We start from the raw sequence: 22,779 nt of genomic DNA on the forward strand, positions 1-22,779 counted from the left end.
ATCCGAGTGTACAGTGTCGAGATGGGGGGCCGCCATTCGGGTTTGTGTGCGTGCTCGCACACGCCGTTTTGAGCGGCTCCAAGTCAGCGCTGGGCCAGTTTCTCAATTGAGGGTTGCAAGGGGGCAAGGTCGGGCGGCGGCAGCGCACGCTCGATCGCCGCGCGGGCGAGGCTCGGCCAGGTCTGCGCATAGCGCGTGACCGGCGCCGTGATGCGGGCGGTCGCGGCGGCGTAGGGCGGCACGAAACCCGCGGTCCGCACGGTGAGCGACGGGCTGTCCGTGCCGATCCAGGCCGCCCATACGGCGTCCGGCACGGGCGGCGGTGGCGGTGCCCTGCGGCGGGCGGGGATCAGCACGACCTCCTGGCCGGCATAAGCGAGTGCCTCCGGCCGGCTGATATCGCCCACCGGATGACCCTGAAGGATCCGGGCTGCCCAGAAGGCGTGCTGGCCGCCGTCGGAATAGGTCGTGCGCACGGCCGCCGCGCCCTCCTCCACCAAGGCGGCGATGCGGTCGGTCTCATCCTTGTGCAGGGCGGTGAAGGCCGCCTCCTTGGCCGGATCGCGCGAGGGCGCGAAGGTGTAGCGGCCGCTCGCGACGCTCACGGCCGGCTCCTCGCCGGTCGCCTCGAAGCGGTCCGAGCCTTCCTTCAACTGGCGCCAGAAGGCGATGTTCGGGTCGGTCCGGTGCCGGGCCATGTTCGCGGCGGTCATTCGGAACGGGAAGGACTGGAACTGAAACGCGCCCTGCCCCCCGGCGAACGCCTCGCGGGCGATCGAGAACAGCTCGCCCGCCACCGCATCCGTCATGGCAAAGCAGCCCATCGACGAGCAGACGCCATGCACCATCACCGCCGAGCCGGTGGAGCCGTGCGCCCGGTCGTAGGCGTTGGGGTAGCCGACGTCGAAGGAGAGGTAGTAGCGCGAGTTCGGGTTCATCTGGCTTTTCGCCACCGTGTAGAACCCCTCCGGCGTCTGCCTGTCGCCGCTCTTGGTCTTCGGCCCGAGCTGCCCGGACCAGCGGCAGATCGGATAGGTCTTGATCGGCACGTAGCGCCCGGCGGCGTTGCGCTTCCAGACCTCGATCTCGGATTCCTTCTTGTAGGCCCGCAGCACGATCGGCGAGGCGGCGTTGGTGCCGCGTGCAGCCATCAGCGCCAGGGTTGCGGCCGGGATCGGCGCATTCGCCTTGTCGGCCCGGGCGAGCGTGTTCGACGCCGTAAGGATCGACAACCCGACAAGCCCCGGAATCAAGGGTCTGAGGAAGGATCTCACAGAGCCTCGAGAGCGGTTCGGAGGAAGCATGCACCGTCTCGATCGCGGCCGACCGGCGGCGCCCGCGGGCGACGGAACCGGATCGTGCACAAGCTTTGGGGCGGTTTTGCGGGAAAGGGAAGCGCTCAGACGGCGACCGCCTCGGTTTCCTGCGGATCGCCCGTCACCACCGTGTTGCGCTCCACCCGCAGCACGGCGTCGAACGGCGACTGCCGGTTCAGGGTGTCTTCGTCGGGCAGGCAGACGATCAGCGCCGCCCCGGCGCGCAGCGCCCGCAGGCGCTCGATCCGGGCGGTGATCTCGTCGGGCTTGCGGTCGTCGAGGGAGAGGCCGACCACGAGGATGTCCGGACGGCGCACGAGGCAGCGCACGAACTCGATCGCCACCCGCTCGCGCGGGCCGATGGCGCCCTCCCCCAGGATCGCGCGCTGGCCCTGGCCCGCCACCGCCACGCCCGCCTCGATCCGCGCCGCGAGGCCGAGCCGGTAGACGGTGGGCTCCAGCCCCTGCTCGGCGAGCACCCGGCGCACCAGAGCGCGCACCCGCCCCTCGGCGCCCGCCTCGCCTTGGGTGATGCGCCCGAACAGCAGGTTCTCCTCCAGGCTCGCGGCGGCGGTGAGCCGGGAGGGATCGTAGAACTCGACCTTCTCGCGGTAGCGCGGCGGCAGCATCGCCGCGAAGGAGTGGCGGGCGGCGACCAGACGCTGCTCCAGTGCCTCGTCGATCAGGCCGAAGCGGTGGCGGGTCTCGCTGTAGCGGAGCGCCAGCCCGATCAGCCGCTCGCGGTCGCGGTGCCCGGCCGGGCCGCGCCGGAAGCCGCGGGACTCGGGCTGGCGCGCGACCAGATCCTCGAAATAGCCCCGCTCGGCCGCCGGAAACAGCGAGAAGGTCTCGAACAGCGGGTGATCGTCGGGCAGGTCGGCAAAGATCTCGACGGTGGAGCGCGCCACTTGGAGCCCGACTTCGACCAGGGTTCGCGTCAGATCCTCCGCTTCCAGCACCGCGCGCAGGTAGGGATGCGCCGCGAGCCGCGCTTGCGAGAAGGCCGGGCTCACCGCCTCGCCGAACAGGATGTTCTCGCCGATATCGGCCTGATGGTTGTAGCGGGCCGGATCGAACGGCTCGACGAGCCGGGCCATGCCCTCGCTCGCCAGCGCCTCGCGCACCGCCCAGCGGGCCGCGACGACCGCCGCCGCCGTAGCGGGATCGTCCTCGGGATCGACGGAGGCCTCCAGGCCCCGCTCGTAAACGAAGGCGTCGAGCCCGGTGAGTTTGAGGATGGCGATGCGCTCGGCCAGCCCCGAGGCCTCACGGTCACCGCTGCGGGCACCGTAGAGCAGGTTCTGGCGCAGTGTCCCCTCGATCAGGATCGCCTCCGAGCCGGCCAGCGCGATCCGCCGGGCGCGCTCGGCGGAGTCGAAGGCGCGCAGATCGGTGCCGCCATAGGTGACGGCGCCGGCGGTGGGTTCGATCTGCCCGGCGAGCAGGGCGGCGAGCGCCCGCGATCCGCTGCCGCGCTGTCCCACGATCGCCACATGCGCCGGCATCGGCAGGGCGAGATCGACGCCCGTCAGCCGCTCGCCGCTGCCGGGATCGTAGGCGCCGACGCCCTTCGCGACCAGGGCGCCCGCCACCGGGAACGGCGCCGCTTTGCGCGATCGGTTCCCCGGCAGGCGGGGGCTCAGGGCGTCCAGCGTCTCGGCGATGGTGCGGAACAGCGGGGCGGCCGCCCGGTGCTGGCTCCACAGGCGCAGGCTGATCGCGACGAGGGTTGCCGCCAGGGCGAAGGCGCCGGCCGCGGCGACCAGCGCTCCGGGCAGGACGTTGTCGGCCTCCGTGGCCGCCTCGCCCTGCCACAGGGCGGTGGCCACGAGGAGGGCAGGCAGGATCACGACGAGCGCGAGCGCCGGGGCCCGCGCATAGGCGAGCCGGGCTTCCGCCCGCACCAGCGCGCTGCGCGCCGCCCGTGCGCGCAGCCCCAGGCGGCGACGCTCGAACGCCGCCGCCCCGTGGGCGCGCACCGCCGGCATCCGGCGGATCAGGTCGCGCAGGCCCGCCTCGGTCGCGGCGGTGTCGGCCTGGCGCAGGCTGCGCCGGGCGGCGGTGCGGCTGGCGAGCAGTACCCGCGCCAGCCCGACGGCGGCGAGCAACAGCGCGATCACCGGCACGAGGCGCGGAGCGGCGAGTTCCGCCATGACGAGGGCGAGGAGGATCGCAGCGAGCGTCAGGCCGGGCACGACGATGCCGACCGCCGCGAGCGGGCCCATCCGCGTCAGGGCCTGGCCGACGAGGCCGGGCAGCGCGCGGAGATCCTCGCGGGCACCGGGCGGCGAGGCGAGGATCGCCTCGGTGGCCCGCGCCCGCAGCCGCGCCGTGGCCCGGGCCTGGACGGAGAAGCAGAGATACGCGACCGCGGCCCCGAGGGCGGCCAGCAGCAGCGCTGCAGCGGCGAGCGAGGTCAGTGCGATCAGGGGAAGTTCCGTCGGGGGCAGGCTCCAGCCCTGGAACAGGATCGGCGCTTCGTCGCCGTGATGGCCCGGCAGAGGCAGGGCAATCCGCAGGAAGGGCAGGAAGTCCGGGCTGCTGCGGGTCAGCACCGAGATGAGGTCGCGCAGGCATAGCAGCACGAACAGCGCCAGCGGTCCGCCGAGGCCCACCGCCAGCCCGAGCGCCGCCGCGTGCCGGCGCGGCGACGAGGCCCAGGCGAACAGGACGGGATCACGCTCCATCGGCATTCCGGGCGCCCGGCCAAGCCTTGGCCGACGAATTCGCGGCGGGGGGGTGCGGCATCGGAGAACGGTTTCGGCGCTGTGAGGGACGATCCGGCGGGCAGGCGCGTGAGGAGGCCGTTACGGATCGTCCTCTTCGCACGGAAACGCCGCGGCGCAAGCCCGCGCGGCCGGCCCGCCGCATTGCATTCCCGCTGCGGCATTGCTCTTTGGTGCGGGAGAGCACATGGCGGGCGATCCGCGTTCGACTCTGCGGGCGGGGGGCCTGCCTTTCCCGCATTTCCGCGTCATCCCGTTCGGCCGCGCCTTGCCCTACCCTCCCTTCGGACGACACCGGATGGCCGTGCGAGACATATCATCGCCTGCCTTTATCCTTCAGGATCGAAGCCGCGTGCAGCCCGCGGCCGACCGTTGAGCCGATGGCCGAACACGCGTTTCCACCTGCCGCCGAACCCGTTCCCCTCTACGGCACGCCGGTGATCGGGGCCGAGGAGACGGTCTCGTCGATCGCCGCGGCGCTCGCGGGGAGTGTGCTCGCGCCCGCCGGCCGCCTCTGGCGGCTCGCCGTCGCCGGAACCCTCGTCCCGATCCTCGTCTGGGCCGGTCTGCGCTCGGCTGCACCCGCCGCGTTCGGTCCGGCCGGTGCCGCGTGGTGGATCGGGCTCGCCGCGGGTTGCCTGTTGATCTCGGGGCTGCTGCTGCTGGCGGGCGTGGCGTGGCGCTGCGGGATCGGCCGCCTGACACAGACCGCTGCCCTGCTCTGCGCAGGTCTCGCCGCGCTCCACCCGGTGCCGGTCCATCCGGTGAGCCTCGGGGCCCTGCTCCTGGCGAGCCTCGGTCTTTGGGCGGCGGCGCTCCTGCCGGATCTGGCGGTGCTGCGCGACGCCGCGGGGCCGGATTGCCGACGCGCCCGCCTCTACCGAACGCTGTCGGCCGGCTGGTGCGGCTCGGCGCTGCAATGGCTCGCCTGGGAGCGGGCCTGCCGGGGGTTCGGCCTGCTCGGCATTCTCGCGGCGGTGGCGGTGCTGATCGACCTCGCGCTCGCGGCCGCCCTTCGCACCGACCGGCACGACACCCTGCTTCCGGTCGCCCTGCTGGTCGAGGCGGTGCTCTCGGGCGCCGGGCTGATTGCGGCGCTCGCCATGACCCTGCGCCGAAGCCGTGGGCTCGACGGCCTCATCACCGGCCGGCACCTCGATATCCTGGGGCGGCTGCTGCTCGCCTTCGGCCTTGCCGCCCTCTATTGCCACGTCACCGAGATCGTCACCGCCCTTCTCTATGGCGACGCGGCCGAGCGGGCGCGGCTGACGCGCAGGCTCCTCGGCGACGAGGCGCCCGCCTTCTGGACACTCATGCTCGCCGGGCTTCTCCCCACGCAATTGTTCTGGATCCCCGCCATCCGCCGCAGCGCCCTCGCTCTTGGCCTGATCGGCGCCCTCGTCGCCATCGGTCTCGGTGCGGATCACGTGCTCGCCACGCGGATCGGGGCGACGGGGGCGGCCTTCGCGGATCTCCTGACCGCCGGGGTCGCGACCCTCGGATCCGCCGGGCTGTTCGTTCTCGGCCTGTTGCTCCTCTTCCGCCTCGTGCCGCCGGTCGGAATCGCCGAGACACGCCAACTCGCCCTCGCCCAGAACGCGCACGCCGCGCCGCGGGTGCCGGAGATCGCGCCGGACACCCGGCTGGGCCCGTTCGCCGTCCAGCCTCTTGCCAAATCCCCTCCCCAATCCCCTGTCCAGCCCCCTGGCCTCATCGCGATCTTCGCCTCGGAGGCCGGGCTGGCCGAGGCGGCGCGTGGGCTCTCGGGGCCCCGCGCGCCGCGCCTCGACGCCTTCGGCCCGGTGCCGACGCCGGAGGCCGGCGCCGCCCTTCGCCGGAGTGAGCGGAGCCTGAGCCGCCTTGCGCTGTTCGGGGCCTTTCTCGGATTTGCGGCCTTCCTCGCCATTTGCATCGTGGGATTTGGCGGGGATATGCCGGATGGGCCGGCGAGCGTGGCGGCGCTCCTCGCCCGGCCGCTCTCTTGGCCCAATCCCTGGCCCAATTCCTGGCCGACCGCTTGGCCAACGCCTTGGCCAACGCCTTGGCCGGCCTCGTGGCCGTTATCCTGGGCCATGGCGGCGGTGCCGGCTCTCTCCGCCGCGGCGGCGGGCGGAGTGCTCGGCCTTGTGGTCGCGCTCGTCTCCGCTGTGAGAGTCGGGCGGGCCGGCCGCGTCCCTCCCTCCGCCCTCTCCGGACATTTCGTCCTGACGATCGAGCCCTCCGGCGCTCCGTTCATTCCGGCCGCCCTCGCCCGTCGCCTGAACGCCCTGCCGGCGGATGCGGGACGTCCCCTCGCCCTCTACGGCCTCGCCGCAGGGGAGCCGCAGCGGTGAGTGCGGAGGAGAAGGGCGGCGCCGCCCGCAAGGCGACGGGGGCGAAATCCGCCAGCGCCTATTTCCGCGATCCGGCCCGCCGCCCGGCGGCGGCCTTCGCGGCGGGACTGGCCTGCCTCCTGCTGGCGCTCCACCATGCCGGGATGCCGCGGCTCGCGCCGTCCTATCTCGCCGCCTGGACCTGCCTCCTCGCGCTGCCGGCGGGTGCTCTGCCCGTCGTCATCATGATCGAGCGGGCGGATGCGTGGCGCCCGCAGCCCGAGACCGCGCTGCTGGAGACCCTGCGCGGCCTGCTGGTTCTGATGCCGGTGGCCGCGATCCTCGCTCTGCCGATCCCGGTGGCCGCCTTCCTGCTCTACCCGGCGCCGGAGGGCGCCGGGCCGGATGGGCCGCTCGCCCTGTTCGGGGCCGCGCCGCCGCTCCTGGCCGCCCGCCTCGCCCTCTACTTCGCGCTCTGGACCGGGCTCGCCCTGCTCTTCGCCCGCCGCGGCGGCGAGCCCTGGGCCAAGGCCGGGCGGATCGACGACGGGCGCGCCGTGCTCGGCCTCGGCCTCCACACCGTGGTCGGCACGCTGGCCGCGGACGACCTCGTCATGTCGGTCGGAACCGATCCCGGCCTGCGCTTCCATGCCAGCGCCTTCGGCCTGCTGGTGTTGGCCGCGTGGTCGAGTCTGGCGCTCGCCGCCGCGATCCTCGTCGCGCCGCCCGATGCCGGGCCCGCCCGGCGCCGCCACGATCGGCTCACGCCGCTCGCCGTTCTGCTGCTCGTCTGGGCCGGCCTGCACGTCGTGCAGTTCCTGATGCTCGGCGCCGCCGCCGATCCGGGGGCCGCGGCGTGGTATCGGCTCCGCGCGGGCGTTTCCGGCCGCGCCCTGGCGCTGTCCGCCGCCGTCGTCGTGGGGCTAGCCGCCCTCCTGACCCTACGTCCCGGCGAGAACCGCACGCGGCTGGTGGCGGCGCTCGCCGTCGCGGTCCATCTCGCCGAACTGTTCTGGTTCGTCACGCCCGCCTTCCGCGGCCACTTCCGCATCGGCCTCACCGACCTGTTGGCCCTCGCCGGAATGATCGGGCTCGCCCTGGGAGTGGCGCCCGCGGTCCGGCGCCTGATTCCGGGTCTCGCCGTCACCCCCGTCTGGCCGGGCCGCGAGCGCGCGCGAGGACGACCGGGCGCGGCGGCGGGGGACAGGCAGCGCAAATCGGTTGTTCCTCCCCCCGAAGCTTCCTAGTTTCCCCTCCCCGCCCCCCGCCATCCCACCGCGCGCGACGCAGAAGACCCCGGCAACCATGTGCGAATTGCTCGGAATGAGCGCGAATGTGCCGACCGATATCCGCTTCTCCTTCGCGGCTTTGGCCCGGCGCGGCGGCGAGACCGGCCCGCATGCCGATGGCTGGGGCATCACCTTCTACGAGGGGCGCGGCTGCCGCTCCTTTCACGACCCCGAGCCCAGCGCCCGCTCCGAACTCGCCAAGCTTCTGCGCCGCTATCCGATCAAGAGCCGGATCGTCGTCGCGCATGTCCGCAAGGCCAATCGCGGGCGCGTGAGCCTGGAGAACACCCACCCCTTCTCCCGCGAGCTGTGGGGCCGGCGCTGGACCTTCGCCCATAACGGCCAGCTCAAGGGCGTGAAGCGGCTGCCGCTCGGCCGGTTCGAGCCGGTCGGCACCACCGACAGCGAACACGCCTTCTGCTGGATGCTGTCGCAGCTCCAGGAGCGCTTCCCCAAGCCGCCCCGCGCCGCGACTCTGGAGGCGGCCATTGCGGGTTACGCCCTCATCCTTTCGGAGCGCGGCGTGTTCAACATGCTGCTGTCCGACAGCCGCGTGCTCTACGCCCATTGCGGCAAGCGGCTCTGCTACCTCACCCGCCGGGCGCCGTTCGGCACGGCCACGCTGATCGATGAGGATTGGCGGGTCGATTTCGCTCAGGAAACCACCGAGACCGATATCGTCACCATGATCGCCACGCGGGCGCTGACCCGGGACGAGACCTGGACCGAACTGGAGCGCGGCGACACCCTCGTTCTCACCGACGGGGTGGTGCGGGTGCGGAAGGGCGCGACGCGGCGGCGCTCGCGTCCGCTGCCGGAGATCCACGGCGCGGCCTGAGGGTGATCAATCGGCAAAAGCGGATGGGCCTGCCGATTTGCCGCATTCATACGACAGGATCGGCGAATCATCTCACTCTTCGGGCGACAGACTACCGTCTTGTGTGCAAGCGTGGCAGTATTTCACGTGGCGCGGGTGTGCGGGATCGGGCCGATGCGCTACAACTATGTTAAGGGCCGTGCCGGGGCCTGCCCTGCGTGCTGCCCTGCACCATCGTTGCCGAAACGTCCCGATCACGAAGAGCCCGATGCGTAACGATACCGAAGCGACCCTGGATCGTCCCGCGATGACAGACGGCCGTCCCAAACTTTCCGACTCGATCCGCAGCCATCTCGGCGATCATCTGCGCAGCGTGTACGACACGCTGGGGGCGGGCGAGGACACACCGTCCCGCTTCACCGAGCTGATCGGCAAGCTCGAAGCGGCCCTCAAGGCGCAGGGCGAGCGGATCGACCCCGAATTCCGCAACGGCTTGCTCTCCGCTGTGCCGTCCTTGCGTGCTTTTGCCCTGTCGCTGACCTCGAACCCGGCCCGCTCGGACGACCTCGTGCAGGACACCCTGCTCAAGGGCTGGCAGCACCGCGCCCGCTTCCAGCCGGGCACGAACCTCAACGCGTGGCTCTTCACGATCCTGCGCAACATCTTCTACTCGGATCACCGCAAGCGCGTGCGCGAGGTCGAGGATCAGGACGGTTCCTACGCCGCCCGCCTCGCTACCGCGCCGCATCAGGGCGACCGGCTCGATGTCGAGGATCTGCAGACGGCGCTCGCCAAGCTGCCGCCGGACCAGCGCGAGGCCCTCGTGCTGGTGGGTGCCGAGGGCGTCTCCTACGAGGAGGCTGCGACCATCATGGGCTGCAAGGTCGGCACGGTGAAGAGCCGCGTCAGCCGTGCCCGCGGACGCCTCGCCGAACTCCTCGGGTATGACGAGGAGGATCTGTCCTCCGACCGTCTCATCCAATCCGCGATGCCCGACGCCTGATTTTTAGCGCGAAGGACGCCGGAACCGTCGCGCCATCGAAAAGGTGGCGACGGATGCGGTAAAAGCCGGGCGGTTTGCCCGATGATGGGGGCCGGGTCCGACGACGGGACTCGGCGATCCGGCCCGCTCTTCGGTGTCGAACCCGCATCTGCTCCCGTGCCGTGGGTTATCGCACGCGTGACGCGGGATCGGCTGTCGCGTCATCTCGAGGTCTGGCCGACTGAAAGCCGGTCTGTCGGCAGTTCACCGGCTGATCGAGACCGGGGCGCTGTCCGGAAACGAGTCCAAGACGTGCTCGGGGTCTCAAATCTCGCAGCGTCACGTGCTGAAAGCCATCGGTTATCGTGCCGGGCGATGCTGTCGATGCCGTTTCGGAGGCACGCCCGATTGTATTCACGGGCCGACATGACGCTTCTGATCGTGTCGGGATCGTGCGTGAGCGCGACGGTTTGAACGACCTGGGTGAGGATCGGCATCTGCGCGGGCGTCCCGTCGCGAAAATCTGACCTCGGACGAAGCCAGCGGCGCTGAATGCGAGCGCCTCGCGGTCCTGTCTTGTTGGGAGCCTGCTTTCGCGCGATGCCGCTGGCCGCATCTGGGTGCGGTGCCTTATGGGCACGTCTGCCGTGGGCGGGAAACGATGGGCGGTGAGCGAGCGGGGCGCCTGTATGACGAGCCGTCGTTGCAGCCGATGCAAGCCTTCCGTGATGCCCTGAGGGCGTCGAGCCGGCCCGGCGGCCTCAACGATCGGCCAAAAATTCCACGGCTCGGACTACGTCGACGCGCCGTGTCGAAGCCGGCCGGCAGAGTCCGATGACTCCGCCGACACGGCATCGATCCTCAGGCGGCCTTGCGGCGCCCGCCGGTCTTGCGGCCTTCGGCGGCGGTCTTGCGGCGCGGCTCGGGGGCTGCTTCCGCCACCACCTCGTCGACCGGCTCCGCGGCCTTCGCGGAGGATTTGCGGCGCTGCTGGCCGAGGCCGAGATCCTTGGCGAGCGCCGAGCGCGCGGCCGAATAGTTGGACGAGACCGTCGGATAGTCGGTCGGCAGGCCATAGCGACGGCGGTAGCTGTCGATGTCGAGGCCGTGCGTAGTCAGGTGCCGCTTGAGCGTCTTGTAAGGCTTGCCGTCGATGAAGGAGATCAGGGCATCCGGCGTGATCGACTTCTTGATCTGGGCCGGTGTCGCCCGCTCGACTTCTTCTTCCTTGGGCGCCTGCGGTGCCGACAGGGCGACCAAGGCAGCATGAACCTGAACAATCAAACCCGCGAGTTCGGCCGACGGTAGAGAGTTGTTTGAGACATAAGCCGAGACGAGATCGGCCGCGAGTTCGATACGGTCGTATTGCGAGACCTGATTTGTTTCCGACATTGTACCTGATCCTGTTTTCCCCTCGTTCTTGTGAGCTAAAAGGATTTGCAAAAGATTCAAGTCCGGTTCTAGCCATTTTCACGGAAAACGACTGCAAAATCGAGAAAAACCACGATCTGGCTGCTATTGCGAACGATCAGTCCGGATCAGACAGCAGTTTGGGATCTCTCCAGGTGGTGCGCGCAAGCTGAGGTTTGATCAATCACACGATGAAGGGCGCTTGATTCGTCCGTTCAACAAAGTGTGATAGGTCAGTCCGAGCTGACCGCCGGTCTCTGCAGGTCGAGCCGGCCGGCTTTCGTGGATGACGGCAGGTCCCGGATGGTTCGCCCCACCCTGACGGCCGAACTGTATCGGTCGGAGCCTGCTGTTACAGGCCCGGTAGCATGGCCTCATCGTCGCCGCGCTCGCTGGCGGAACGGCGTTGCCCGCTCGGCTGAGGAAGAGTGCAGCGATAGACCACCGCGTCAGGCGGTCCGAGGGCGGCGTTGAGCGGGACCGTGACGGTATCGCCGGAGAAGCGCCAGTGTCGTGTGCCGCGATCCCAGTAGAGCCACACGGTGGTTTCGTGGCCCTTCACGTCGAACACGGCGGCCTTCTTCGATATCGCCCGGAGGGTTCGCGGCTCGTAGAGGCCCTTGCGGCGATAAGCGGCGCGGGACTCCGCGTCCTGGCGATCGACGAAGGTGTTCTGGACGATCTGAAGGGTCGCTCCGGGTTTGCGGAGGAATTTCTTGAAATCGCTCAGGGATCGCAAGACCACGGGCATGGAGTCCTTCCAATCGTCAAGTCACGGACGCATCCTGCATTGTGCGAAGGCACCTTAGTTCCGCCGAGATGACGGTTATTCCTCACGCTCAAAGGTGGTGCCGGGCGATATCCACGGGAAAACGGCACTGTCCACAGGAGTCGAAGGCTCTCAAGCTCGGCTGTTCGACGCCTGCGGCTTGGCTCGAGCCCGGCATCGGCTTGACCTGCGGGCCGGGCTCGGGCGTTTAGGCCTCATGCTGCTCCAATTCTTCACGGGCCTGCGCGAGGCCCGCGTGCCGGTGTCCTTGCGCGAGTATCTCACGCTGCTCCAGGCGATGGAGAGCGACCTCGCGGACAAGCGGGTGGAGGAATTCTACTTCCTCGCCCGCACCGTGCTGGTGAAGGACGAGTCGAACCTCGATCGGTTCGACCGGGTGTTCGCCTCCGTCTTCAAGGGCCTGGAAACGCTGGGCGGGGCGGTCGAACCCGCTGCCATCCCCGAGGAATGGCTGCGCAAGCTCGCGGAGAAGCATCTCACCGAGGATGAGAAGGCCGAGTTGAGGGCCCTGGGCTGGGACAAGCTGTTCGAGACGTTGAAACAGCGCCTTGCCGAACAGAAGGAGCGTCATCAGGGCGGGTCGAAATGGATCGGAACCGGGGGCACCTCGCCCTTCGGTGCCTACGGCTACAATCCGGAGGGAATCCGCATCGGCCAGGACGGCAACCGCAAGTTCCGTGCGGTCAAGGTCTGGGACCGACGCGAGTTCAGGGATCTCGACGATTCACGCGAACTCGGCACCCGATCGATGCGGGTGGCGCTCCGCCGCCTGCGCCGCTTCGCCCGCACGGGGGCGGCCGACGAACTCGACCTCGACGGCACCATCCGCGAGAGCGCCCGCAAGGGCTTCATCGACGTGAGGCTGCGCCCGGAGCGGCGCAACGCCGTGAAGGTGCTGCTCTTTCTCGATGTCGGCGGTTCGATGGACTGGCACGTGGAGCTGGCCGAGGAGCTGTTCTCGGCGGCGCGCTCCGAGTTCAAGCACTTCGCGCATTTCTACTTCCACAACTGCCCCTACGAGGCGGTGTGGACGGAAAATCATCGCCGCCACGATGAGCGTATCCCGCTCCTCGACGTGATCCGCACCTATCCCTGCGACTACCGCGTGGTGTTCGTGGGCGACGCCTCCATGAGTCCCTACGAGATCGCCCATCCCGGCGGTTCGGTGGAGCATTGGAACGAGGAGGCGGGCGAGGTCTGGCTCGGCCGTGTTCTCGATCATTTCCCGAAGGCGGTCTGGCTCAACCCGATTCCGGCCGAGCACTGGGCCCACACCCACTCGATCGGCATGGTCCGCCGGATCTTCGCGGACCGGATGTTCCCGCTGACGCTCGAAGGGTTGGACGGGGCAATGCGGGCGCTGCTGCGCTAAAGCGCTTTCCGACGACAGGGCCGCGACGAGGACGCCCGGCGGCGGGAGCCCGTCGAGGCAGCCGATCAGGACATGCTCGGGTTGGAACCGTGCCTCGGTGTGGTCGGCGCCGCAGAGCGAGAGGCCGAGCAGCAGCGTGTCCGGCATCGGGCGGCGTTCATCAGCAGGACGCGCGCGGCGCGTTCGCCCGGAGCGAGGCCGGCCCCGCGCGGCGTCGCCTCAGCCCTGGCGGGCCGGGGTCGTCACGATGAGGCCGTCGAGTTCCGGCGTCACGCGGATCTGGCAGCACAGGCGCGAGGTCGCGCGCACGTCCGAGGCGAAATCGAGCATGTCCTGCTCCATCGGCTCGGCCGGCCCGACCTTGTCGGCCCATTCCCCGTCCACATAGACATGGCAGGTGGCGCAGGCGCAGGCTCCGCCGCACTCGGCATCGATCCCCGGAACATTGTTGCGGATCGCCGTTTCCATGACGGTCGAGCCAACCTCGCCGTCGATCGTGCGGGCCGTGCCGGCGTGATCGACGAAGGTGATCTTGGGCATACCTTGCTCCGGGACGTGTCGGCGTCCGCCTGCGATCCTTCAGGGGCGGCGTGGCGCCTGCTTGCGGGCGGCGGAGTGAGAAAGCAAGCGGGAAGCCGACGCTTTTCCGTCGCGCCGCCGGTGCGGATGCCGCGCGTCCGATCGCCGAGCGGTGGGGACGATGCGGCGGCGGTCTTACGCCGCGGGCAGGGAGCGCGCCTGACAGGCGGCCGCTCACATCTCCCGGCCGCGGGCGGCGAGCGCCTCCAGCGTCTCGGCGACGGCGCTCCGCAACCCTTCGAGATCGGCCGCACCAACCGTGCGAAACCCGGTTTCGACGGCCGTGCTCCCCTCGGCCACCCGCATCGCCCCGACGCCGAGCGCCGCACCCTTGAGCGTATGGGCGAGATCGGCCCGTTCCTCCGCCGGACGGCTCGCCTCCGCCATCGCGGGCAGGAGCCGGCGGCACTGATCCTCGAACAGGCTCAGCACCTCCCGGGCGAGGTCGGCATCGCCGAAGGTCTGCGCATCGAGGTGAGCGTGATCCAGCAGAGGGGCGAGCTTGTTCTCGAGGTCCACGTCCGTCCTCATCGTCGGGTTGATCATCGTTGCGCGGGATGAAACGGCCACTCCATCCACGCGGTTCTGGGAAAAGGCGCTCGGCGCGGCGACCTGCCTGTGGGCGGCGCCGGCTATCCACAGCGCAGGGCGGCAAGGGGCGTACCCGTTTAAGGCTGCAAGCGTCAGAACTTGGGGCGAATGCCGGATCACGGGACCCGGCTTGGTAACCATTCCGTTAAGGTTTCTTGGGTGCGCCGGGCCGATCGGGTATCGGGGGCATCATCCGAGGGACTAAGATCCCGTGAGACGTCGGGTAAATCCGTCTCCATTGCGGAGGGCGCGAGCTCTGCAATGGACGGCGATGCGTACGAGGGTTGCATGGCCACCGAGAAGAAGCTGAAGGATCCGGCAGAGGCGGCCCTCTCCGCGATCGAGCAGGCTTTGAATCTGGACATTCCGGCGCCGGGCGACACCGCCCGCGTCGAGCCGCGGCTGCCCGATGTCGGCGACGGCGATCCGCTGGCCGATCCGTTCTCCGAGGCCGGGGGACGCCGCACCCCGACCCTCGACATCGATCCCTCCGCGTCCGATCTGCCGCTGCCCGAGCGGGGGCGCTCGCGCCGCGAGGGCGGGCTTCTGCCGCCCGACCGCTCGCTGGTCGCCAACGACGACCGCCAGAACATCGGAATCCTTCAGCAGACGCTCCGGGTGCGGCCCTCGCGCAAGCCGTACCTCGTCGCGGCCATCGCCTCGTTCCTGTGGCTCAACGGCCTCGTGGCGCTCGCCTGGAACCAATCCGGCGGCGATCTGAAGACGTTCATCACCGGGCTCACCGCGCTTCAGGCGGCGGTGGTGGCCACCGCCATTGCCGGGCCGATCGTGCTGTTCCTCATCACGGCGATGCTGGCCGTGCGCGCCCACGAGATGCGCCTCGTCGCCCGCGCCGTCGGCGAGGTCGCGATCCGGCTGGCCGAGCCGGAGAGCTTCTCGACCGACGCGGTGCTGACCATGTCGCAGACCGTTCGCCGTGAAGTCGCTGCCGTCGGCGACGGTGTGGAGCGGGCGCTGGCCCGCGCGGGCGAACTCGAAACGCTGGTGCGCGGCGAGATCTCGACCCTGGAGCGCGCCTATTCCGACAACGAAATCCGCATCCGCAGCCTCGTCGATGAGCTGATTGCCCAGCGTGAGTCCATCGTCGGCAGCGCCGACCGGGTGCGCGGGGCGATCGCCGGCTCGCACGAGAACCTGTCGAGCGAGCTGGAGGGCGCGGCCGAGCGCATCGTGGCCGCCATCAACGGCGCGGGCGAGCGGGTGACCGGGGCGCTCGACGCCCGCGGCACCGCGATCACCGAAGCGCTCGGCGAGGTCGGCGAACGGGTGGTCGGCAACGTCTCGACCCGCGGCGACGACCTCGTCCGCCAGCTCACCGCCACCAGCGAAGGCGTGCGCGGCGGCCTGGAGGAGATCGGCACCACCCTCACCAGCGCGCTGCAGCAGCGCGCCGACGAGGTGACGCAGGCGTTCGAGCGCACCGGCGGGGCGCTCACCCGCACGCTGGCCGACAATGCGGGCGCCGTCGCCCAATCCCTGTCCGAGACCGGCACCGGCCTGATCGAGGCGCTGGACCGCCAGGGCGGCGCCGTGCGCGAGACCTTCGAGCGCTCGACGAAGGGCCTGGAGGAGGCCTTCCTGTCGCGCGGGACCGAGCTGACCGAGCGCTTCGCCCAGACCGGCGGCGCGATCACCGCCCGCTTCGCCGAGACCGGCGAGGGGTTGAGCCGCACCTTCGCCGCCACCGGCGCGGCGATCTCCGAGGACATCGCCGTTCGCGGCGCCTCGCTGCAGACCGAGATCGAGGCCGCCGGCACCGGCGTCTCCGAGCTGATCGAGGGCCGCGGGCGTGACGCGCAGGCCGCCCTGGCGCTTGCCGCCGGCAGCGTCGCCGACGACTTCTCCACCCGCATCGACCGGGTCCGCGACGCGTTCCTGGCATCCGCCACCCGCGCGGCCGAGACCATGGACGGCCGCGGTCTCGAATTCGCCGCCCGCATCGAGGCGGCGGCGTCCCGCGTCGATGATGTCATCGCCGTCCAGGGCGGGGCGCTGGCCTCGAACCTCGACATGGCGGGCGATCGTGTCGTCGGGCTGATGACCGAGCGCGCGGCGCAGGCCGCCGCCACCGTCGAGCAGGCTCTGGCCGGGCTCGGCGCCTCCTTCGCCGCGAATGCGAACGGCACCGCCGAGAGCCTGGGCGAGACCGTGGCCCGTCTGGGCCAGGATCTCGATGCCCGCACCGGCGCTGCCCAGGAAGGTATCCGCCGCAACGCCGAGACCGCGGCCGCGTCCGTCGGCGCGAGCGTTGAAGCGCTGGAGCGCCGTCTGCGCGAGGCCGCCGAGGCCATGAGCGGCCTGCTCGCCGAGCGCGCCGTGGAATCGACCGCGCGGATGCTGCACGTTGCCGAGGAGACCTCGGGGGCCGCGCAGGCGCAGAGCGCCGTCGTCACCACCCGCTTCGCCGAAGCCGCGGCGGCGCTGCGCCGCGCGGCCGACGAGGCCGCCGCCGCTGTCGAGAGCCGTTCGGACGAGGTGGTGGGCCGGTTCCAGGCCGCCGCCGACCGCGTCGGGGGTGAGCTGGGCAGCCGCAGCGAGAGCGCGTCGCAGGCCCTTCATGCCGCGATCCAGCGGATGGCCGACGAGCTGTCGGCCCGCAGCGCCGAGGCGACCGGCGCCCTGGCGCTTGCCACCGCCCATGCCGGTGGCGAGATCGGCAACCGCACCGACCAGTCGATGCACGCGCTTCAGGATCTCCTGCGGCAGGTGGCCGACGAGATCTCCGTGCGCGGCTCGGAGGCCAGCGTCGCCCTGTCGCTGGCGGCGGCTCAGGCCGGCGGCGAGATCGGCAGCCGTGCCGACCAGTCGGCGCAGGGCCTGCGCGACCTGTTGCGGCAGGTGCAGAACGAGATCGACGGCCGCAGCGCCGAGCTCACGGACGCGCTGGCGCGGACCGCCGAGCGGGTCGGCGGCGAAGTCGGTGCGCGCACCGAGGAATCGCTGCGGAGCCTGCATGAGACGCTCGGCCGGATCGGCGAGGAGCTGTCCGCCCGCGGCGCCGAGACCAGTGCGGCCCTGGCCCGCGCGGCCGAGCAGGCCGGCGGCGAGGTCAACAGCCGCACCGAGGCGTCGCTGCGCAGCCTGCGCGACGCCCTGGCCCAGATCGGCGACGAACTGTCGGCCCGCAGCGCCGAGGCCACCGCTTCCCTCGCCCGTGCCGCCGAACAGGCCGGCGGCGAGGTCGGCGACCGCACCGAGAGCGCCCTCGAGGCCCTGCGCGAGACGCTGCGCCGGCTCGGCGACGAGGTTGCCGCCCGCGGCGAGGCCACGACGCAGGCGCTGTCGCGCACCGCAGAGGGCGTCGGCACCGAGCTGGAGACCCGTCTGGGAACCCTGGAGGACAGCTTCGGCCGCCACGGCCGCGGCGCCGCCGCGCTCATCGCCAGCCAGTCCGACGAGGCTCAGGCCCGCCTCGAAGGCGCCGGCCGCGAGGTCGTGCTCGCCATTGCCGGCCACGTATCGCAGGTCGGCGACACCCTGCACCGGAGCCATGCCGCCTTCGTCGAGACCGCCGACAGCCGCACCCGCGCGGTGGAGGAGGCTCTGGGCAACCGGCTCGCCGCCCTTCAGGAGACCATCGCCCGCGGCGACATCCTCGCCGACCGGATCGCCGGCAACGCGCAGACGCTCGGCGACACCCTGGATTCGCGCCTCACCGAGATCGACCGGATCATCGCCGTGCAGGGCAATGCCCTGGCCGATTCCCTGGCCGAGCGTGCCCGCCTCGCCAGCGAGACCGTCGAGGCCCGCATCGGCGAGATGGAATCCCTCTCGGCCCGCCGCGCCGCCGAGATCGGCGAGAGCTTCGCGGCCCTCGTCGGCCATGTCGACACGCGGCTGGGTGCCCGCGCCAACGCCCTCAACGAGGCGCTGGTGCTGCGCAGCTCCGAGATCGCCCGCACGCTGGATGAGGGCAACCGCATCCTCACTGACGCCCTCGACCGGCGCATCGAAGGCTCCGCGCAGGACATCGCGGCCCGCGGCCGCTCCGTGGGCGACGTTCTCGCCGCCCGAGCGGCCGAGATCGCCGAGCGGCTCGAGCGCACGACCCAGGATCTCGCCCGCCGCCTCGACGAGGGCGCCGAGCGCCTCGATACCGGCGTGGTCGCGCGCCTCGACGCCCTCAGCGGCACGCTGGAGGAGCGCACCCGCCACCTCGACGAATCCTTCGGCATCCAGGCGCTCGAAGCGGTGCGCCTGATCGAGAGCCGCACCCGCACCATCGACGGCGAGCTGACCGGCCGCATCCGCGACCTCGTCGCCCTGCTGGAGCGCCGCAGCGGCCTCGCCGTCGAGGCGCTGGGCGGTCATGTCGAGGCCATCGCCCGCCTGTTCGACGAGCGGGCCGAGAGCCTCAACCACCTGTTCGACGAGCGCGGCGGCGCGCTCGCCGCCGACCTCGACCAGCGTGGCCGCGTGGCCGTCGAAGGGCTTGAGGGACGCCTCTCCGACATCACCCAGGCCCTGGAACAGGGCGGCGCTTCGCTCGGCGCCCTGCTCGACCGCCGCGGCACCGCCCTGCTCGCGACCCTGCGCGACCTCATGGGGCAGGTCGACGGCCTGCTCGGCGAGGGCACCGGCCGCCTCGGCCACGCCTTCGAGACCCAGGCCGGCGAGATCCGCACCCTGCTCGACAGCCGCGCGGACGATCTGCGCGGCCTGATGGAGGGCAGTGCCGGCCGCGTGCGCGGCGAGCTCGAATCGGGCCTCGGCGCCTTCGAGACGGTGCTGGAAGAGCGCCTGCGCACGGTGCGCGACCTGCTCGACGCCCGCAGCAACGAGATCCGCGACACCTTCGATCACCGCACCGACGACCTGCGCGGCCTGATGGAGGGCGGTGCCGGACGGGTGCGCAACGCGTTCGAGGCGAGCCTCGGCACCCTCGATACGACGCTCGAAGAGCGCATCCGCATGGTGCGCGAGCTGCTCGACAATCGCAGCGACGAGATCCGCAACACCCTCGACAGCCGTACCGGCGAGCTGCGCGGCCTCGTGGATGGCAGCGCCGGCCATGTCCGCGGCGAGTTCGAGACCGGGCTCGGCGCCTTGCGCGCCGCCCTGGAGGAGCCGGCCCGCACGGTGCAGGATCTCCTCGACAGCCGCGCGGGCGAGATCCGCGCCATGCTCGATGCCCGCAGCGACGATCTGCGCACGACCCTGGAGGAGCGGGCCCGCACGGTTCAGGACATCCTCGACCACCGCACGTCTGAAATCCGCGGGCTGCTCGACGGCCATGCCGGCCGCCTCGACGAGGGCTTCCAGGGCCGCATCCTGCCGCTTCAAACAGCGCTGACCGAGGGCGCGCGCCTGTTCGTCGAGACGCTGGAAGGCGGCATCGGCCGCGCGGCCGGCGAGGTCGATGCCCGCACACGGGGTCTCGCCCACCTGTTCGACGAGCGCCTCGGCGTTCTCGGCGACATCGTGGATGGGCGCGGCCAGCAGGTCGCGCAGACCGTCGAGAGGCGGTCGCAGGAGCTGCGCGCCCTGTTCGACGAGATCCACGCCACCCTCGGTGCCCTGGTCGATGAGCGCTCGACGGCGCTGACCGGACGTCTCGAGACCCAGACCCAGGCGCTGGCGACGGTATTCGACGAGCGGATGCGGAGTCTCGACGGGCTCGTCGAGAGCCGCGGCGGTGAGTTCGCCCGGCTCGTGGAGAACCAGGCGGCCACCCTGTCGCAGACCGTCGAGGCCCGCAGCGAGGACTTCACCGCTCGCATCGACGCCCGCCTGCGCGCCTTCGCCACCGTGGTGGCGAACCGCGCCAACGCACTGGCCGATGCCTTCGACGAGCGCCAGGACGCTTACAGTGCGCAGATCGACGGAGGCACGGCCCGCATGGTCGCGACGCTCGATGAGCGCGCACGCCAGCACGCGGCCCAGTTCGAGACGGTCGAGGAGCGCCAGAAGACTGTCGCTGCCTTGATCGAAGAGGGGACCGCCCGGATCGCGGCGACGCTGGACGAGCGCGCCCGGCAGCAGGCCGCGTTCGCTGAGGCCTTCGACGGCCAGCGGGAATCCTATGCGAGCGTGATCGAGCAGGGCACCGCCCGCATGGTCGCCGCGCTCGAAGAGCGGGCGCGCCGCCACGCCGCGCAGGCGGAGACGGTGGAGGAGCGTCAGCGGGCCGTCGCGGCGCTGATCGAGGAGGGCACCGCCCGTATGGTTGCGGCTCTCGACGAGCGGGCCCAGCGGCAGGCCGCCTTCGCCGAGACCCTCGACGGGCAGCGGGATGCCTATGCGAGCGTGATCGAGGAGGGCACCGCCCGTATGGTCGCGGCTCTCGACGAGCGGGCCCAGCGGCAGGCCGCCCTCACCGAGGCGTTCGACGGGCAGCGGGACGCCTATGCCACCCTGATCGAGCAGGGCACTGCCCGCATGGTCGCCGCACTGGAAGAACGGGCCCGCCGCCACGCGGTCCTGGCCGAGGCGTTCGACCGCCAGAAGGAGGCCTACGCGGCGCTCATCGACGGCGGCACCGCCCGGATGGTCGCGGCCCTGGACGAGCGTGCCGAACGGCAGGCCGCCCTGGCGGAGACCTTCGACGAGCGCCAGAACGCCTACGCGGCGCTCGTGGACGACGGCATCGCCCAGATGGGCCGGATGCTGGAGGAGCGCGCCCGCCGTCACGCGGCCGAGGTCCAGGCCCGCGCCGACGCGCTGGCCGAGACGATGGATCAGCGCAACGGCGCGCTGGCCCGCATGATCGACGGGCCGGCCGTGGCCCTGGCCGACGCGCTGGCCGAGCGGGAGCAGGCCCTCGACCGGCTCATCGCCGACAAGGGTGCACCGCTGGTCGAGGCCCTGCGCGAGCGCACCGACGCCATCGTCGTCCGCACCGTCGAGTCGGCCAAGGCCCTGCGCGTCGCGCTGGACGAGGGCGCGGCGGCTTCCGCCGACACCGTCGCCCAGGCGCATGAGCGGGTCCGCCGCGACGTTGCCGGCTTCCTCAGCCGGATCGAGAACGCCAATGACGGGCTGAAGGAGCTCGTCGGCGGCGCCTCGGAGAACCTCGGTGCCATCGAGCAAGGGCTCGCGGCTCGCGTCGAGCAGATCCAGTCGGCCCTCGACCGGATCGCCGCCGACACGGCGCAGGCCTCCGACCGGGTCTCGACCCAGGTCGTGGCGCTCCGCGAAGCCTCGCAGGGGGCGCTCGCCCAGGCGTCGAGCCTTGCCGAGACCCTGGACACCCGCGGCAAGGCGCTGGTGGAGCGAACCGGCACCCATGTCGGCGCGCTCGAAGCCGCCGCCGGCAACTTGGAAGTGGTGGAGGGCCGGCTCGCCGAGAGCCTGTCGAGCCGGCAGGCCGTGGTCGAGGCGGTGCTGTCCCGCCTCGAAGAGCGCAGCCAGGCCATCGAGGCCCAGACCGGCCGCTTCGGCAGCGTGATCGAGGAGACGCTGCGTGCGGCCGAGGCCCGCGCCCGCGAGCTCAGCGAGAGCGTCGCCCGCGTGGCCCGCGAGGCCGGGACCGCCGTGGCGGGCGACTTCGAGCGCCTGCGCAGCGGCGCGGACGCCGAGAGCGCCCGCACGGCGGAAGCGGTGCGTCGCGCCATCGAGGAGGCGTCCGCCAAGATGATGCAGAGCTTCGCCGCCGCTTCCGGCCAGTTCGGCGACTCGGTCACGCGGATGAACGCGATGGCCGCCGAGATCCGCCGCGAACTCGACGCCACCCGCGCCGACCTGCAGCGCGGCGTTCTCGACCTGCCCCGCGAGACGCAGGATGCCACGAGCGAGATGCGCCGCGTCGTGGCCGAACAGATCGACGCGCTGAACGAGCTGTCCGCCCTGGTGGCCCGCTCGAACCGCTCGGTCGATGTCGCCCAGCCGGCGGCGCAGGCCCGCGGAGCCGAGCAGCGCCGCACGGCCGAGGCCGGCCGCGCGGCGTCGGCGTCGGCGGCCGTGCCCGCTCCGGTCTCCGCGCCTGCGCCGGTCCGCAATGCGGCCCCGACGGCGGGCCGGTCACAGCCGGCGGCTCCCGTGCGTCCGGCGAGCCCGGCCGCTGTCCCCGGTCCGGTCCAGGGGCGGCCCGGCACCCGCGACAACCGCGGCTGGCTGTCCGATCTCCTGACCCGCGCCTCGCTCGACGACGACGGCGCCGAGGCGGTCCCCGCCCCGGCTCCGGCCGCCGCGCCCGAGGCGAAGGGACCGGTGGAGCGGATCTCGCTCGATGCGATCTCGACCGACATCGCCCGGATGGTGGATCATCAGGCCTCGGTCGAGTTCTGGCAGCGCTACCGCCAGGGCGACACCAACCTGTTCGACGGCCGCCTCTACACCGTCCAGGGGCGCCAGACCTTCGAGCAGATCCAGCGCCGCTACCGGGCGGATGCCGAGTTCCGCCGCACGGTCGATCGCTATGTCGGCGAGTTCGAGCGTCTGCTCGGCGAGGTGACGAAGAACGACCGCGACACCAAGCGCGCGGACGCCTACCTCACCTCCGAGACGGGCAAGGTCTACACCATGCTCGCCCATGCCAGCGGCCGGTTCGACGAGGGCTGAGGCCGGCAGGCGGATGAGGCGGGTTCGGTATCACCGAGCCCGCCGCAAGGCCCGATCGACCAGAGTGCCCCATGA

At 71.5% G+C, this 22,779-nt stretch carries 12 protein-coding genes; 6 read left to right on the plus strand and 6 right to left on the minus strand.

Annotated elements, in window-relative coordinates:
* Nucleotides 1–83: 83 nt before the first annotated feature.
* Both Y590_RS21990 and Y590_RS21995 read right to left on the minus strand, forming a co-directional pair.
* A complete protein-coding gene (locus Y590_RS21990; protein ID WP_060771719.1) occupies nt 84–1,304 on the minus strand; it encodes a L,D-transpeptidase family protein in 1,221 nt (406 codons plus the stop codon).
* Between the two features lie 95 nt (nt 1,305–1,399).
* A complete protein-coding gene (locus Y590_RS21995; RefSeq protein WP_060771720.1) occupies nt 1,400–4,003 on the minus strand; it encodes an ATP-binding cassette domain-containing protein in 2,604 nt (867 codons plus the stop codon).
* 419 nt (nt 4,004–4,422) lie between these two features.
* On the opposite strand from Y590_RS21995, the gene Y590_RS22000 reads away from it, so the two are divergent.
* The 4 genes from Y590_RS22000 (at nt 4,423) to Y590_RS22015 (ending at nt 9,463) form a co-directional block, all read left to right on the plus strand.
* Complete coding sequence (locus Y590_RS22000) at nt 4,423–6,375, plus strand: quinol:electron acceptor oxidoreductase subunit ActD (RefSeq protein ID WP_060771721.1); 1,953 nt, start codon at nt 4,423–4,425, stop codon at nt 6,373–6,375.
* Nucleotides 6,372–7,601 carry a hypothetical protein gene (locus Y590_RS22005; RefSeq protein ID WP_060771722.1) on the plus strand — a complete coding sequence of 410 codons (1,230 nt, stop codon included), beginning with the start codon at nt 6,372–6,374 and terminating at the stop codon, nt 7,599–7,601. Before Y590_RS22000 ends, Y590_RS22005 begins: the two co-directional genes overlap by 4 nt.
* A gap of 58 nt (nt 7,602–7,659) precedes the next feature.
* Nucleotides 7,660–8,481: a class II glutamine amidotransferase gene (locus Y590_RS22010; RefSeq protein WP_060771723.1), complete on the plus strand. Its 822-nt coding sequence runs from the start codon at nt 7,660–7,662 to the stop codon at nt 8,479–8,481.
* A 247-nt stretch (nt 8,482–8,728) separates the two neighbouring features.
* Complete coding sequence (locus Y590_RS22015; RefSeq protein ID WP_060771724.1) at nt 8,729–9,463, plus strand: sigma-70 family RNA polymerase sigma factor; 735 nt, start codon at nt 8,729–8,731, stop codon at nt 9,461–9,463.
* Between the two features lie 840 nt (nt 9,464–10,303).
* On the opposite strand, the gene Y590_RS22020 is transcribed toward Y590_RS22015, so the two are convergent.
* Together Y590_RS22020 and Y590_RS22025 are read right to left on the minus strand one after the other, a co-directional pair.
* The gene (locus tag Y590_RS22020) at nt 10,304–10,834 is read right to left on the minus strand and encodes a Ros/MucR family transcriptional regulator (protein WP_060771725.1); all 531 of its coding nucleotides are present in this window, start codon (nt 10,832–10,834) and stop codon (nt 10,304–10,306) included.
* Between the two features lie 370 nt (nt 10,835–11,204).
* The gene (locus tag Y590_RS22025; protein ID WP_060771726.1) at nt 11,205–11,603 is read right to left on the minus strand and encodes a hypothetical protein; all 399 of its coding nucleotides are present in this window, start codon (nt 11,601–11,603) and stop codon (nt 11,205–11,207) included.
* Between the two features lie 235 nt (nt 11,604–11,838).
* Here Y590_RS22025 and Y590_RS22030 point away from each other — a divergent pair, with 235 nt between their 5' ends.
* Nucleotides 11,839–13,014, plus strand: a complete 1,176-nt coding sequence (locus Y590_RS22030) for a vWA domain-containing protein (protein ID WP_060771727.1) — start codon at nt 11,839–11,841, stop codon at nt 13,012–13,014.
* A 219-nt stretch (nt 13,015–13,233) separates the two neighbouring features.
* Here Y590_RS22030 and Y590_RS22035 read toward each other — a convergent pair whose 3' ends face one another.
* Together Y590_RS22035 and Y590_RS22040 are read right to left on the minus strand one after the other, a co-directional pair.
* Nucleotides 13,234–13,554 carry a 2Fe-2S iron-sulfur cluster-binding protein gene (locus Y590_RS22035; RefSeq protein WP_003604694.1) on the minus strand — a complete coding sequence of 107 codons (321 nt, stop codon included), beginning with the start codon at nt 13,552–13,554 and terminating at the stop codon, nt 13,234–13,236.
* A gap of 213 nt (nt 13,555–13,767) precedes the next feature.
* Nucleotides 13,768–14,112 (minus strand): Hpt domain-containing protein, encoded by a 345-nt coding sequence (locus Y590_RS22040; RefSeq protein WP_083530994.1) that lies wholly within the window; start codon nt 14,110–14,112, stop codon nt 13,768–13,770.
* A gap of 360 nt (nt 14,113–14,472) precedes the next feature.
* On the opposite strand from Y590_RS22040, the gene Y590_RS22045 reads away from it, so the two are divergent.
* Nucleotides 14,473–22,704: an apolipoprotein A-IV repeat region-like domain-containing protein gene (locus Y590_RS22045; protein WP_060772411.1), complete on the plus strand. Its 8,232-nt coding sequence runs from the start codon at nt 14,473–14,475 to the stop codon at nt 22,702–22,704.
* Nucleotides 22,705–22,779 lie beyond the last annotated feature (75 nt).

Origin of the sequence: Methylobacterium sp. AMS5 (assembly GCF_001542815.1) — a bacterium.
Lineage (GTDB): Bacteria > Pseudomonadota > Alphaproteobacteria > Rhizobiales > Beijerinckiaceae > Methylobacterium.